Consider the following 14176-nt stretch of genomic DNA (forward strand, 5'->3'; position numbering starts at 1 on the left):
CACGGCCACCAGGGCCGACCGGCCCCAATCGCACCGCCTGCCGCGCGACCCGGGTCACGCCCTCGTGGGCTTCGCGGCCCCCAGGGCACGCGCGTCCGCGGCCTCGTCGACGCGTACCGTGCCGTGCGGCCCCGTGTACAAGGGCCGTTTCGGACCTCTGCGCGGTCCCCTCGGCTCATGCGCACCTACGTGTTGCGGAGTTGGCTGGAAGCAAGGAGAACGAGGCCGACCAGGGAGGGCTGAGGACAGTGGGTACCAGTCTCACACCGGAGTTCTGGGAACGGTTCGTGGTGCTGCTCGTGCTGGCCGTGGGGCTGACATGCGTCCTCACGGCGGCCTTCGACGGTCTTGCCGTCCGGCTGCTGCGCCGTCGGACCCCCAAGGCGCTGCCGCAGATGCCGCACCGGCCGGTTCGCAAGGACCACCGCACGTCGGTGCACTGCTGACGTGCCTGACCGGCATTGCTTCCATGGGCTGGGGACTTGGTTCCCGACCCATGCTGCTGAGCCCGACACCCGCGCCGCAGTCACCACCCTGCCCGGCCGGAGGGTCGGTTCCTTCGTCCGGTGATTGATCCCGCCGTGACAGGCACAGCGTCAGTCGCCGTTTCCTGAGGGCCGATCGGCTCCCGGCCGGGACTTCTGGCCCCTCCTGTGGCAGCCGCGTGGCCCGGAGACTGACGGTGCACCCCTGAAGGAGGTCCGCACATGCCTGCCATCACCGTCGGTCTCGACGGCTCGCCCGAAAGCCTCGCCGCCGCAGACTGGGCCGCTCGCGAAGCAACGCAACGAGAGGCGCCCTTGCGTCTCCTGCATGCCCGGGACTCGCTGCGTCCTCTGTACACCCCCTTCATGGGGGCTTCGGCGCCAGGCGTGATCGAAGCTCAGCGCGACTGGGTCGCTCACCTGCTGCGCGAGGCGCAATCCCGGCTCACGGAACGCCACCCCGGCCTGCGGATCACCGCCCAGCAGGCCGAGGACGAGGCCGTCCCGGCTCTGCTGGCGGCCGTGGAGGACACCGAATTGCTGGTCCTCGGGTCCCGGGGCCTCGGCACGGTGGCCGGGTTCCTGGTCGGCTCCGTCGCCCTTGCCGTGGTGGCGCGCGCCGAGCGGCCCGTCGTCCTCGTGCGGGCCGGTGAGCACGCCGAGGGCGAGCATCTGCCGGACGCCACGGGCGCCGCGTCGAGCACCACCCCCTACCGCGACGTGGTGCTGGGGCTGGACCTGGAGGAACCGGCCGACGCCGTCGTCGAGTTCGCCTTCGAGACCGCCCGTCGTCGCGCGGTCGGCCTGCGGGTCGTCCACGGCTGGAACCCGGCGGCCGTCTACGGCTACGGGGCCGTCCTGGATTCGGGACTCAACGCCGAGCTGGCGGAGGAGGCACGGCATGGACTCAGCGACCTCCTGCGCCCGTGGAACGACAAGTTCCCCGGCGTGGAGGTGCGCGCGCAGGCCGTCATCGGCAGCGCAGGCCGTCATCTCGTGCACGCCTCGCGGGACGCGTCGCTGGTCGTCGTCGGGCGGAAGAGGAACCACGCGTTGGTCGGCGGTCGCATCGGCCCGGTGACGCACGCGGTGTTGCAGCACGCCTCCGCGCCGGTAGCGGTGGTGCCGCACGACTGACGGATCCGGCGCCACAGCCGACCGGGACGCTGCCCGAGCTGTTCGGCTGGGCCGAGGGAGGATTCCCCGGGATGCGCACGGCTCCGGGGCTGCACGGCATCCGCGTCTAGGCCCGGACTTCGCAGGTCACTCGTTCGTGACTGCCGAAACCATGATCGACGACCGGGTCCGACTGGGGCTGACCGAAACCCGGGCACCGTGCGATGCCCAGGTGTGCGGCTCTGTTTGACGCCGGTCGAGCATGTCCGATTGATCTTCACGAACGGGTGACCTGCGGACGACGGGTCTAGGAGCAGCGCAGAAGAGACGACCGGGAAGCACCGCACGGAGTTCCGCTACGGCGCCTTCGCCCGTTCCGTGCGTCTGCCGGCCGGAGCAAAGGGCAAGGAGGCGACCGCGGAGTACAAGGACGGTGTTCTGACCGTCACGGTCCCGGTCCCGGAGGAGAAGGCGCGGACCAGGACCATTGCGGTGCGGCGCGGCTGAGACAGGGCATGTCGGGCCGCATCGGGTGTGCGCGGCCGGTGGATCGCCGACCGCGCACACCGCTGCCGCGCTCGACAGCCAGGGAACGCACGGCACCGCGTGCTACTGGGCGCCGATCGCGCCGGTGAGGTGGCAGCGGACGTCGACGATTCCCTCGACGGCCCGCGCCAGACGCTCGGCCACCGGTATCAGCTCCGCGCCGTCCACCCATCCGGTGAGGGTCACGACGCCGTCGGAGACCTCGACCCGGATGTGGTCGGCGGGCAGCGGGAACAGGCGGTCGACGACCTCGTGACGTACCTCCTCGGTGAGGTCCTCGTCGTCCCGCAGGAACACCTTGAGCAGATCCGAGCGGCTGACGACGCCATCGAGCTTGCCCCCGTCGTCGATGACGGGCAGCCGCTTGACGTTGCGCCTGGCCATGATGCGTGCCGCCTCGGCCAGTGTGGTGGTGCCGTGCACGGTGACCGCCGGGCTGCTCATCAGCTCCTCGGCGGTCAGCGCGCCGGCTTTCGCCAGGTCGGACAGGCGCCGCCGCTGGGTGATCCGGTCCGGATCGTCGTCCCGGAACTCCTCCTTGGGCAGCAGGTCGGCCTCGGAGACGACGCCGATCACCCGGCCCTCGCCTTCGAGTACGGGGAGCGCGCTGACCTTCCACCGTTCCATGAGCCGGACGATGTCCTTGAACGGCGCGTCGCGGCCCACGGCGACGACGGCGTGTGTCATCACGTCGCTCACGACGTGCGGGCTGGTTTGCATGATCTCCTCCTTGAGGTGATCAGGAGGGGCGCCCTGCGCTCGGTCCGGGAGAACCCGCAGGGCGCCCTTCCACCAGAACGGGGCGCAGGGCGTGCCCCACGCCAACGGCGACTGTCACTTCCGGAACTCCCGGTGGTCGTCGTTCTTGCCGAAGTAGTGCCGTTCCTCGACGAATTCCCGTTCCCCGGGGCGCAGGACCGCGCCCGGCGTCGACAGGAAGGCGATGAGACCCAGGACGCCGACCGCCATCAGTGCGAAGCCGACGACGAACGAGCTGTAGCCGAACACCAGGCACGTGCCCAGCACGGTGGCGACGATCAGAAGGAGGGGGATCATGGCCGTTGTCCTTTCTTGAGCACTCCCCGTTCAGAGCTTGCGCAGCCAGTCGTCGGCGACGCCGTGCACGGCGAGGCCGGTGGGCTGCGGGGGCTTGTCGTCGATGCGGTAGGAGAGGTGGTCGACGACGTCCACGACGCCGTCCAGCCGCCGCGTCATACCGACCGCGACCGGGATTTCGCTGCGCCGTTCCAGCTGACCGGTGAGCGTGACGACACCGTCCCGAACGGTCGCCTCGACGGTGTACGGGGCCAGCCAGAGCGTGTTGAGGAAGACTTCCTGCTGCACGTCGCGCTGGATCTCGTCGTCGGTGCGCAGGAAGACCTGGAGCAGGTCCCGGCGCGTGACGATGCCGACGAGGGTGCCTTCCTGGTCCACCACGGGCAGCCGCTCGACGCGGTGTTCCGTCATGAGCCGGGCGGCCTCGGCGACCGTGGCCTCGGCGCGGACGGTGACGGCGGGCTGCGACATGATTCCGTCGGCCGTCCGGGCACGGTTCTTGGCTTCGGCGTGCCGGGCGCGGGCGCTGAGCACACGCCGACAGCGCGCCCAGAGGCCGGCGGACTCCGGCTCGCGCTGCCGCAGCACGAGGTCGGTCTCGGAGATCACACCGACGACCATGCGGTTCTGATCGATCACCGGGAGCCCGCTGATGCGGTGCTCGTCGAGCAGGCGCACCACTTCCTTGAACGGCGTGTCGCACCGTGCGGTGACGACGTCGCCGACCATGAGGGCGCCTGTCCTCGTGGGCTTCATGACTGAGCCTCGCTTTCATGGGTGGCAGCGATCACGAACCCCCTTCAGGGGCCTCGACTTCAGCTTCCTGCCACGGGCGCGCGGACCACATGGGCCGAACGGCCCGGCCAAGGGCCGACCCGCCCCTCGTGCGGCCCGCCGGTCGGTGCGACCGTGAAGTCGGAACCCTGTGGCTGTCTGGAAGGCGGTGGGGAGGATGACACTTCCCCTGGTCGTGGGCGTCGACGGATCCGATGCGAGTCTGACGGCGGTGGACTGGGCGGTGGACGAGGCCGCCCGGCTCGGTATCCCGTTGCGGCTGGTGCACGCCTCGCGCCGGGCGCGGTACGAGCGAGCCGTTCCGCCCGACAGCCTCAGCCGCCCGTCCGAGCGCGTGCTCGTCGAGAACCTCGTCGCCTCCGCGGCCGAACGTGCCGGACGGCGCAACCCTGACGTGAAGATCACCACCGACATCGTCCCCGACGACGCCGTGGACACCCTCCTGCGCGAGGGCGACGACGCGTTCGCCCTGGTGACGGGAGTGCGGGGGCACGGTGGGCTGATGGGCCTGCTCCTCGGCTCCGTGAGCCTGGCCGTGGCGGCTCGCGCGCACTGCCCGGTGATCGTGGTCCGGGGCGACAAGGCGGGCCTGGCCGGCTCCCACGAGCGGATCCTGCTGGGCGCGGGAGAGCCCGTGACCGGTGCCGAGGCCGCGCGCTTCGCCTTCCGCGAGGCCGAGGCGCGCGGCTGCACCCTGGACGTCGTACGCGCCTGGCGCTGCCCCGCGCACGCGAGCGCCGACGATCCCGCCCTCGCGGACGAACCGGTGCGCCGGCACGAGGAGCGGGCGTCGGCCGTGCTCGACACGCTGTTGCGGGATGCCATGGCAGACCACCCGGCTGTCCGGGTGCGGCGGGTCACGGCCGAGGGACCGGCCCACAGCGTCCTCGTGCGCCGCTCGGCCGCCGCCGACCTGGTGATCGTCGGGGCCCGGCGCAGGCACGGCCACCTCGGGCTCCAGCTCGGCCGGGTGAGCCACACCCTGCTCCACCACGCGGACTGCCCGGTGGCGGTAGTGCCGCAGTCGGCGTGAACGTTGATCGTGCCCGCCCGTAGGGGGAGTGATGACGGCTGTTTGGTCACGTGACGTGCTCGCGCCCATGCTGCGGAGCATCGAGGCGGTCGTGTTCGACACGGACGGAGTGATCACCGACTCGGCGAAGGTGCATGCGGCCGCCTGGAAGATCGCCTTCGACGCCTACCTGGCCGAGCACCCGCCCGAGGATCCCGCGCAGCGGCGTCCCTTCGACCCCGGCGACGACTACCTGCGGTATGTGGACGGCAGGTCCCGGCTCGACGGCGCCGCCGCCTTTCTGGCGTCGCGCGGCCTCGACCCGGCGACGGCGATGGTGTGCACCGTGGCGGCGGACAAGGAGCGACTGTTCACCGAGCGGCTCCGCGAGCATGGCGTCGACGCGTATCCGGGGACCGTGCGGCTGGCACGCGCGCTGCGCGCGGCCGGGGTGCCCGTCGCCGCGGCCTCCGCGTCGAGGCATGCGGGCGAGCTGCTCGCCGGGGCGGGTGTGCTGAATCTCTTCGAGGTCCTGGTCGACGGTGGTGAGGCGGCCCGCCTGGGACTCGCGGGGAAGCCGCGGCCCGACCTGTTCCTCGAAGCGGCACGTCGGCTCGGTGTTCCGCCTGCCCGCGCAGCCGTGGTGGAGGACGCCCTGGCGGGCGTCGAGGCGGGCCGCCGCGGGGGCTTCGCCCTCGTCGTCGGCGTGGACCGGACGGCCGGTGCGGACACCCGGGACAGGCTTCTGCGGCACGGCGCCGACATCGTCGTACACGACCTCGGAGAGCTGCTCGACGAGGGGGTACGACGGTGACAGGCTGGACGTGGGAGTACGACGGCTACGACCCGGCGGAGGAGCGCCTGCGGGAGTCGCTGTGCACGCTGGGCAACGGCTACTTCGCCACCCGGGGGGCGCTCCCGGAGTGCGCCGCGGACGACGTGCACTACCCCGGCACCTACGTGGCCGGCTGCTATGACCGCCTCACCACGGACATCGCGGGGCGTCGGGTGGAGAACGAGGACATGGTCAACGTCCCGAACTGGCTGCCGCTCCGGTTCCGCCTTGCCGGGCAGCAGTGGCTCACCCCGGACACCGCACCGGTGCTGGATCACCGGCAGACGCTGCACCTGGCCTCGGGGCTGCTGGAGCGCCGGACGCGGTACGCGCTTGGCGAGGGGCGGGTGCTGGCGGTACGGCAGCAGCGGCTCGTGCACATGGCCGACCCTCATCTGGCGGCGCTGCGCACCGAGTTCACGGCCGAGGGCTTCGCCGGCGACCTCGACGTCGAAGCGGCGCTGGACGGTGGGGTCACCAACTCCGGGGTCGCGCGCTACCGGGAACTGGACGGCCGTCACCTCACTCGGCTGCATGCCGGGTCCGTTAAGCCGGACACGGTGTGGCTGCGCTGCCGGACTCGTACCTCCGATGTCCGCATCGGCATGGCGGCCCGAGTGAGCGCCGACTCCCCGGTCACCGACCGGCACGAGGAATCGCGTGTCGGCCAGCGGGTGCGTCTGCGGCTGCTGCCCGGCCGTACCGTCACCGTCGACAAGACCGTCGCCCTGCACACCTCCCGCGATCCCGCGATCAGCGACCCGTTGGACGCCGCGATCGACCGGGTGGGCGCGGCGCCCGTTTTCGACGAGCTGCTCGAAGACCATCTGACGGCCTGGGACCAGCTGTGGCGGCGGGCCGAGTTGGAGGTCGCCGGGGAGGCCGGCGACATTCTGCGGCTGCACCACTTCCACGTCCTGCAGACCCTCTCCCCGCACACGGCCGATCTGGACGTCGGCGTCCCGGCCCGGGGGCTGCACGGGGAGGCGTACCGCGGCCATGTCTTCTGGGACGAGCTGTTCGTGCTGCCGTACCTCAACCTGCACTTCCCCGAAGTGTCCCGCGCCCTGCTCCGCTACCGGCATCGCCGCCTCGACAAGGCTTGTGCCGCCGCCCGCGCGGTCGGCCGGCGCGGCGCGCTGTACCCCTGGCAGAGCGGCAGCGACGGGCGCGAGGAGACGCAGGAGCTCCACCTCAACCCTCGCTCGGGACGCTGGCTGCCGGATCACTCGCGGCTACAGCGGCACATCGGCTCGGCGGTGGCGTACAACGTGTGGCAGTACTGCGAGGCCAGCGGCGACGCCGAGTTCCTGCACACCAAGGGCGCCGAGATGCTGCTGCAGATCGCGCGCTTCTGGGCGGACTCGGCCACCTGGGACGAGCATCTGGGCCGCCATCGCATCCGGGGCGTGATGGGTCCCGACGAGTACCACGACGCCTATCCCGATGCGCGGCAACCCGGACTCGACGACAACGCGTACACGAACGTCACGGCTGCCTGGGTGCTCACCCGTGCTCTGGAGGTGGTACGGACCCTGCCGGAGCCCCGGCGGCGCGAACTCGCCGAGCGCACCGGCCTGGACGACGGCGAGCTCGAACAGTGGGAGGACGTCTCGCGCACCCTCCACGTGCCTTTCCACGACGGCGTCATCAGCCAGTTCGAGGGCTACGGGGACCTCGCCGAACTCGATTGGGAGGGCTACCGCGTGAGGTACGGCGACATCCGGCGCCTGGACCGGATCCTGGAGGCGGAAGGCGACACCGTCAACCGCTACAAGGCGTCCAAGCAGGCCGACGTCCTGATGCTCGGCTACCTCTTCTCACCGGCCGAACTTCGCGATCTCTTCGGCAGACTGGGCCACCGGCTCGACGACGACATCTGGCGGCGCACCGTCGACCACTACCTCCACCGGACCAGCCACGGCTCCACGCTGAGCGGCTTGGTCCACGGCTGGGTGCTGGCCCGCGCGCGGCGCGCCGAGGCGTGGAGGTACTGCCAGGAGGCCCTGCGCGGCGACATCGCCGACCTGCAGGGCGGTACCACGGGAGAGGGCATCCACCTCGGTGCCATGGCCGGCACCCTCGACCTCGTCCAGCGGGGGCTGACCGGGCTGGAGACCCGCGAGGGGGCGTTGTGGCTCGATCCGGTGCCGTTGCCGGAGCTGTCGTCCTATGGATTCTCCCTTCGTTATCAGGGGCACTGGGGTGTCCGGCTGCGCCTGGAGCGTGGAGGGCTGGAGGTGACGGTACCGCCGTCCGACCGTTCGCCGATCGATATCCGGCTGGCGGACCGAGCGGTCTGCGTGCAACCGGGCGAGAGGTGCCACCTCCTCCTTCCGGACTGACGGCCGGCGTCATGGAGAGGGGCCGGACGGCCCCCGGAGGGGACCGGGCAGCCTCTGCCCCCGCACGGGCCGCGGAGTGACGCTGGTACCGGATGACAGAACGAGCGTGGGAGGTGCCGAGATGCTTCGACCCGTTGTCGCCGGAGTCGACGGATCCGCCGAAAGCCTGGCCGCTGCGGCATGGGCGGCTCGCGAGGCCGAGCGACGGGACAAGCCGCTTCACCTCGTGCACGCCTGGCACACGGCCGGCCCCATCGGCCTCGGCCCCGGCGACATCGGACTGGTCAAGGATTCCTGGCAGGGCGAGGAGTGGCTGAGCTTCCTCAAGGCGGTGCTCCAGGTGTGGCGCGACAAGTACCCCGACGTCGAGGTCCTGGAGACGGTCGTGGACGAGAAGCCTTCTACGGCGCTGGTCCGGGCCGCCACCGGAGCGAGCCTCCTCGTCGTGGGACACCGCCTCAGCGAACGCCCTGTCGGCCCCCGCACCGGACCCGTCACCCATGCCGCGATCCACCACGTCGGCTGCCCCGTCGCCGTGGTGCCCCACTTCTAGGAAGAGCCCGGACCGTGCTGCGCGGGTCCGTTGCCGAAGGCCCCGCGGCAGCGCGGACAGAACAAGGAGGTGACGGTCATGACGAGGCCAGTGGTGGCCGGTCTGGACGGTTCGAAGGCGAGCCTCGCCGCGGCCGACTGGGCTGCCAGGGAAGCCCTGCGCCGCGGACTGCCGCTCCGTCTGGTGCACGCCTGGGAGGGCCTGCCCGACGACGGCGCCGACGCGGACCTGCCCGAGATCCGGGTACCCCAGTACCGCGCGCGGCGGGTGCTGTGCGGGGCCCTCGAACTGCTGAACGAACGGTATCCGCGGCTGTACATCGCCGCCGAGCAGGTACGCAAGCAGCCAGGTCCCGCGCTGCTCGCCGAGGCGGAGAGCGCGGAGCTGCTGGTCATCGGGAGTCAAGGGACGGGTGGCGTCGGCGGGTTCATGTCGGGGTCGGTCGCCATGGCCACCGTCGCTCACGTCGACCGGCCCGTCGTCCTCGTCCGGGCGGGCGAGACGGCGGCGGACGAACACCTCCCCGACGGTTCGGGAAAGGCGTCGGCCGATACCCCCTATCGTGACGTCGCGATCGCCGTCGACACCGGCGGGCCCTGCGACGACGTCCTCGACTTCGCGTTCCGCGAGGCCGAACTCCGCAAGGCGCCGCTGCGCGCCGTGCACGCCTGGCACGTGCCGCTCACCAGGGGCGTCCCGAGCGTCGAGGAGCGTACGCGGATCCGGGAGGAGGCGGAACGCGAACTCGTGGAGCTGCTCGAACCGTGGCGTGCGAAGTACCCGGGCGTGGTCGTCCGCGAGAACCTCCACGAGGGGCGTGCCGCCCACGTCCTCGTACGCGCGGCGGGCGGGGCCGGGCTGCTGGTCGTGGGCCGCCGGCGGCGGCGTGCTGAGGTCGGCTCGCACACCGGTCCGGTGGCCCACGCGCTGCTCCACCACGTGCACCGGCCGGTCGTGCTGGTCCCGCACGACTGACGTTCGCTTGCGGGCGTCGACCGACCCGCCTGCCGCACGGCGTCGTCGAGTCGACGTCGTGCGGCAGGACGGCGAGGTCCCACAGATCGCGGCTGGGGCGAGCACGTCACAGCTCTCGGGGACCGCCCGTCAGAGCAAGCCGGAGAAAGGGTGGTCCTGATCATGTTCACCGTCCACGCAGACCCCTGCCACGCATCCGCCTACCTGGTCCGAGCCGCAGTCACCGCACCGTCTCCGTGCAACACGCAGCCCTGGACCTTCGTCGCCGAGGACGAGGACAGGGGCATCGAGGTGCACGCTGACGGAGCCCGGAGACTCCCTCTCGCCGACCCTGCCGGCCGGGAATCGGTCATCAGCTGTGGTGCCGCTCTTTTCAACGTCCGGCTGGCGATGCACCACCTGGGCTTCAACCCGGTCGTCGAGCACTTCCCGCGCCCGGCGGACCCGGCGTTCCTGGCCCGGGTGGCGTGGGGTGCCTACCAGCGCCCCTCACCCGAGGACGAGCGGCTGTTCGGTGCCCTGCGGCGCCGCCACACGGTGAGCGGGCCGTTCCTGGCGGAGCCGCTGCCACCGTCGCTCCCTGACGACCTGCACGAACACGCACACCGTGCGGGCGCCGTACTGGATTTTGTCACCGACCGGGCGGGCCGGCGGCACCTGGCCGAGCTGGTCCGGATCGCCGAGGACGCGCACAGGTCCCGTCCGGAGTACGCCGCCGAGCAGAGGCGGTGGACCTGGTGGCCCGGCGCGCCGCGGTACGACGGGATCCCCGTCGACACCGACGTGACACACCCGGATGTCACGATCTTCCCCGGACGGGACTATGTCGACCTCACCCGGATGTTCCCCGCCCCTCCGCAGCGACGGTCCTCGCGAACCGGACCGGTCGCGATCCTCAGTACGGACCGTGACGACCCCGCGGCCTGGCTCCGGGCCGGTGAAGCCCTCCAGAGGATCCTGCTCGAAGCGGCGGACCACGGGGTCATGGCGGCCTTCCACACCCAGCCGCTGGAAGTGCCGTCCCTGAGGGGGAGGATCCGGCAGACGCTCAGCGGCGGGGCCTTCCCGCAGATGATCTTCCGGCTCGGGTATCCGCCGTGTGTACGGCCGCTGCCCCGGCGCCCGGTCGCTGAAGTCCTCAGGACGGCCGGCGCCGGCCTGACCTGAGCCGCGCGCCCGTCCGAAGACGTGGTCGCCGCGTGCGCAGTCGTCGTGCCAGACGGCTTCCGGTCAACCGATGTCGCAGAGCGAGGGAGGCAAGGATCAGGAGAGCCACCGCGAAGGCGCCGCGCACGCCGAGGTCTCCCAGGATCGAGTACAGATCGCCGTCCCCGGACAGCAGGGTCGTCCACGCCTCCACGGCCCAGGCCTGCGGTGTCGCGTGTCCTGCGGTGCGCAGCCAGTCGGGGACGAGGGCCAGCGGCCACATGCAGCCGCCGAGCATGCCCAACGAGATACCGAGCGCCGGCCCCACCGCGTGCACCTGCTCCGCGGTGCTGAACACCGCCCCGGCCAGGACCCCGGCTCCGGTACCGACCACCGCCCACACGACGACCAGGACCGCTGCGGCGAGCGGATCGCCCCACGCGGCGTCGAAGGCGAGCGCGCCGATGCCCACGATCAGCAGGGACTGCAGGAGCGCGAGCAGGAGGCAGGCCGCGGACTCGCCGAGCACGAGGGAACGGGGGGAGACCGGAGCCGCGAGTGCGCGGGTGTACACGCCGGTCCTGCGGGTCTGCACGATGGCTGCGCCTCCGGAGACCGTCAACGGCCGCAGCGGCTATCTCCCCCTGGGCTACAGCTACAGCACCCCCACAATGCTGGTGCTGTTCGTGTTCATCAACGCTCTCGGTAACCCGGCATTGCTGCTGAACGCCAGTGCCATCAGGCCCGCGATGAGCACCGGTGCCAGGAACACGATCACCCAGGCCGAGCGGTCGCGCAGCCGCTGGCGCAGGTCTTTGGCGGCGATGGACAGCACCGTACGCATGACGGCTCACTCCCTCAGTGCCGTGCCGGTCAGGTGGAGGAACACCGTCTCCAGGTCGGGTTCGTCGATCTCCACGCCGCGGATGTCGAGACGGCCCTGCTCACGGGCGAGGTCGAACAGCTCCGGCAGGAGACTCCGCGCGTCTTTGACGATCAGCTCGACCACGTTGCCGCGCTCCCCGGTCAGGGCCACGCCCTCCACCCGGACGAGCCGTCGGCACACCTCCGTGTACCCGGCCACGTCGCCGACGGCCGTGAGCCGTACCCGGTCGCGTTCGGACACCAGCGACACCAGCTCGCGGGTGGTGCCCTCGGCGACCAGCCGGCCACGGTCGATGATGCCGACGCGGTCGCACAGCCGCTCGGCCTCCTCCATGTAGTGCGTGGTGTAGAGGACGGCCATGCCGTCCTCGCCGAACCGCGTGACCCTCTCGAGGATCGCGTGCCGGCTCTGCGGGTCGACCCCGACGGTCGGCTCGTCCAGCACCAGCAGGGTCGGCGCGTGCACCAGCCCGGCTCCGATGTTGAGGCGACGGCGCATGCCGCCCGACAGCGAGTCGACGCGGTCACCGGCTCGGGTGCCCAGGTCGATGAGCTCCAGCACCTCGTCCACCCGGCGCTCCAGACGGCGGCGGGGCAGCCGGTAGAGCCTGCCGAAGAAGCGGAGGTTCTCGCGGACGCTGAGGTCGGGGTAGAGCGCCACGTCCTGCGGGACGAAGCCGATCAGCCGCTTCGCCGGTCCCGCGTCCGTGCACACCGCCTGCCCCGCCACTCGCACGGTTCCCGAGTCGGGACGCAGCAGTCCGCACACCATCCGGATCGTGGTGGTCTTGCCGGCTCCGTTCGGACCGAGCAGGCCGTACGTCTCACCGGGCGCGATGCGCAGGCTCACGTCGTCGACGGCCGTTCTGTCCCCGAACCGTCTGACGAGGTGCGCGCAGTCGAGCAGTGCGGCTTCCCCGGCCGGGCCGGGCGGGTGGCTGGTCCGGTCGCTCATTAGAGGACGATCCTTTCTGCAGCCCTCTTCGGTAGGGTTGTGACCTCTCGGTCCCGGTGGGTGCATGGCCAGTGTCGCGAGCTGCTCGACGGCCAACATGAGTTCCGCCAGCCCCGCCGGGCCGAGGCCGTCTGATCGGCTTCAGGGACACGCCCCGCAGAGGGCCGATTAATGAGCTCCCGGCAGACGACCTCACCACCGGGCAGGTGCTCCGTCACAGGCACAGGAGTACGACCTTCGTGTTCATCGGATGGGACTGGGCGACCGAGACCCATGACGTGACCGTCATGGACGCCACCGGCGAGCGCATCGACCGGTGGGAACTCGCCCACACCGAGGAGGGGTTCACCAAGACCCTGGCCCGGCTGCGTAAACACGGTGCCCCGGCAGACCTGCCTGTCGCGATCGAGACCACCCGTGGCCTGGCCGTCGACCGTCTCCTCGCTGCCGGGCACCCCATCGTGCCGGTGCACCCCAACGCCTTCCACGCCATGCGGGCACGCTGGGGCGCCTCCAAGGCCAAGACCGATGCCGGCGACAGCATGAAACTCGCCGACTACCTGCGCACCGACGGACACCTGCTGCCGAGGCTGGAGCCCACCGAGCAGGCCACCCTCGACCTCCAGGCCCTTACCCGGCAGCGCGCCGACCACATCGAGGCCAAGGTCGCCGCCGTCGACCAGCTCGCCGCCCTGCTGGACGAGCACTGGCCCGGCGGCAAGGCCGTCTTCTACGAACTGGACAGCGACATCGCCATGGCCTTCCTGGAGCGCTACCCCACCCCGGCCTCCGCCGCCAGACTCACCGCCGGACGCCTTGAAGCCTGGTGCAAGCGCCACGGGTACTCCGGGAAGAAGCCCGGCAGCATCCTGATCGAACGCCTGCGCTCGGCCCCGAAGGCCGCCTCCCGCCTCGGCGAACAGGTCGCCGGACAGCTCGTCCGGGTCCAGGTGCAGCTGGTGCAGGGCATACGCGCGACGATCCGCACCTTGGACAAGTCCATCGCCGAAGCAGCCGCAACCCATCCCTACGCACCGCTGTTCGCCACCATGCCGCGCATCGGCAAGGTCAGCCTCGGGCAGGTCATCGGTGAGATCGGCCCGATCCTGGAACGCGCACAGAGCTGCGAACAGCTCATCGCCGAAGCCGGCGTCGTCCCGGTCACCCGTGCCTCGGGCAAGGCCCGCACGGTCTCCTTCCGTTTCGCGGCCAACCGCAGAGCGCGCCTCGCGCTGACCACCTTCGCCGACAACAGCCGACACGGCAGCGACTGGGCCGCCAAGATCTACAACGACGCCAGGGCGCGCAAGAAGCGACACCCCCACGCGATCCGCATCCTCGCCCGAGCATGGCTGCGCGTGATGTGGGCGTGCTGGCGCGACGGGGTCTGCTACGACCCCGTGATCCACCAGTCCAACAGCAAGATCAACACGGCCGCGGAGACGCCTTTGGCGGCATAGAGGTTGACTCAG

15 protein-coding genes and 1 pseudogene are annotated in these 14176 nt (G+C 71.3%); 10 read left to right on the forward strand and 6 right to left on the reverse strand.

Annotated features, from left to right (window positions below; all coding sequences use genetic code 11):
- The first annotated feature begins 248 nt into the window (after window positions 1-248).
- The 3 genes and pseudogenes from AB0J04_RS10885 to AB0J04_RS10895 all read left to right on the forward strand — a co-directional run.
- On the forward strand, window positions 249-446 hold the full coding sequence (locus tag AB0J04_RS10885; protein WP_363168037.1) for a hypothetical protein: 198 nt from the start codon (window positions 249-251) through the stop codon (window positions 444-446).
- Window positions 447-707: 261 nt separating this feature from the next.
- The gene (locus tag AB0J04_RS10890) at window positions 708-1622 is read left to right on the forward strand and encodes a universal stress protein (RefSeq protein WP_363168038.1); all 915 of its coding nucleotides are present in this window, start codon (window positions 708-710) and stop codon (window positions 1620-1622) included.
- A 294-nt stretch (window positions 1623-1916) separates the two neighbouring features.
- Window positions 1917-2108, forward strand: a pseudogene (locus tag AB0J04_RS10895) (Hsp20/alpha crystallin family protein); the annotation flags it as partial.
- A 102-nt stretch (window positions 2109-2210) separates the two neighbouring features.
- Here AB0J04_RS10895 and AB0J04_RS10900 read toward each other — a convergent pair.
- From AB0J04_RS10900 to AB0J04_RS10910, 3 genes are all read right to left on the reverse strand, one after another.
- The gene (locus tag AB0J04_RS10900; protein ID WP_363168039.1) at window positions 2211-2867 is read right to left on the reverse strand and encodes a CBS domain-containing protein; all 657 of its coding nucleotides are present in this window, start codon (window positions 2865-2867) and stop codon (window positions 2211-2213) included.
- A 114-nt stretch (window positions 2868-2981) separates the two neighbouring features.
- Window positions 2982-3203 (reverse strand): hypothetical protein, encoded by a 222-nt coding sequence (locus AB0J04_RS10905; RefSeq protein ID WP_363168040.1) that lies wholly within the window; start codon window positions 3201-3203, stop codon window positions 2982-2984.
- A gap of 30 nt (window positions 3204-3233) precedes the next feature.
- On the reverse strand, window positions 3234-3959 hold the full coding sequence (locus AB0J04_RS10910) for a CBS domain-containing protein (RefSeq protein WP_363168041.1): 726 nt from the start codon (window positions 3957-3959) through the stop codon (window positions 3234-3236).
- A 196-nt stretch (window positions 3960-4155) separates the two neighbouring features.
- On the opposite strand from AB0J04_RS10910, the gene AB0J04_RS10915 reads away from it, so the two are divergent.
- The 6 genes from AB0J04_RS10915 (at window position 4156) to AB0J04_RS10940 (ending at window position 10885) form a co-directional block, all read left to right on the forward strand.
- On the forward strand, window positions 4156-5031 hold the full coding sequence (locus tag AB0J04_RS10915; protein ID WP_363168042.1) for a universal stress protein: 876 nt from the start codon (window positions 4156-4158) through the stop codon (window positions 5029-5031).
- 67 nt (window positions 5032-5098) lie between these two features.
- On the forward strand, window positions 5099-5824 hold the full coding sequence (locus AB0J04_RS10920; RefSeq protein WP_363168043.1) for a beta-phosphoglucomutase family hydrolase: 726 nt from the start codon (window positions 5099-5101) through the stop codon (window positions 5822-5824).
- Complete coding sequence (locus tag AB0J04_RS10925; RefSeq protein WP_363168044.1) at window positions 5821-8190, forward strand: glycosyl hydrolase family 65 protein; 2370 nt, start codon at window positions 5821-5823, stop codon at window positions 8188-8190. Before AB0J04_RS10920 ends, AB0J04_RS10925 begins: the two co-directional genes overlap by 4 nt.
- 121 nt (window positions 8191-8311) lie before the next feature.
- A complete protein-coding gene (locus AB0J04_RS10930) occupies window positions 8312-8743 on the forward strand; it encodes a universal stress protein (RefSeq protein ID WP_363168045.1) in 432 nt (143 codons plus the stop codon).
- A 78-nt stretch (window positions 8744-8821) separates the two neighbouring features.
- A complete protein-coding gene (locus tag AB0J04_RS10935; protein ID WP_363168046.1) occupies window positions 8822-9718 on the forward strand; it encodes a universal stress protein in 897 nt (298 codons plus the stop codon).
- A 162-nt stretch (window positions 9719-9880) separates the two neighbouring features.
- Window positions 9881-10885, forward strand: coding sequence for a hypothetical protein (locus AB0J04_RS10940; protein WP_363168047.1), 1005 nt, complete (start codon window positions 9881-9883; stop codon window positions 10883-10885).
- On the opposite strand, the gene AB0J04_RS10945 is transcribed toward AB0J04_RS10940, so the two are convergent.
- The 3 genes from AB0J04_RS10945 to AB0J04_RS10955 are packed head-to-tail and all read right to left on the reverse strand — an operon-like array spanning window position 10857 to window position 12704.
- The gene (locus AB0J04_RS10945; RefSeq protein ID WP_363168048.1) at window positions 10857-11486 is read right to left on the reverse strand and encodes an ABC transporter permease; all 630 of its coding nucleotides are present in this window, start codon (window positions 11484-11486) and stop codon (window positions 10857-10859) included. The two genes, AB0J04_RS10940 and AB0J04_RS10945, sit on opposite strands and share 29 nt — an antisense overlap.
- 33 nt (window positions 11487-11519) lie before the next feature.
- Window positions 11520-11708: a hypothetical protein gene (locus AB0J04_RS10950; protein WP_363168049.1), complete on the reverse strand. Its 189-nt coding sequence runs from the start codon at window positions 11706-11708 to the stop codon at window positions 11520-11522.
- 6 nt (window positions 11709-11714) lie between these two features.
- On the reverse strand, window positions 11715-12704 hold the full coding sequence (locus AB0J04_RS10955) for an ABC transporter ATP-binding protein (protein WP_363168050.1): 990 nt from the start codon (window positions 12702-12704) through the stop codon (window positions 11715-11717).
- 239 nt (window positions 12705-12943) lie between these two features.
- On the opposite strand from AB0J04_RS10955, the gene AB0J04_RS10960 reads away from it, so the two are divergent.
- A complete protein-coding gene (locus AB0J04_RS10960) occupies window positions 12944-14164 on the forward strand; it encodes an IS110 family transposase (protein ID WP_363168051.1) in 1221 nt (406 codons plus the stop codon).
- The last annotated feature ends 12 nt before the right edge of the window (window positions 14165-14176 follow it).

Source organism: Streptomyces sp. NPDC050263 (genome assembly GCF_040655955.1).
In the GTDB taxonomy this organism is placed as follows: domain Bacteria; phylum Actinomycetota; class Actinomycetes; order Streptomycetales; family Streptomycetaceae; genus Streptomyces.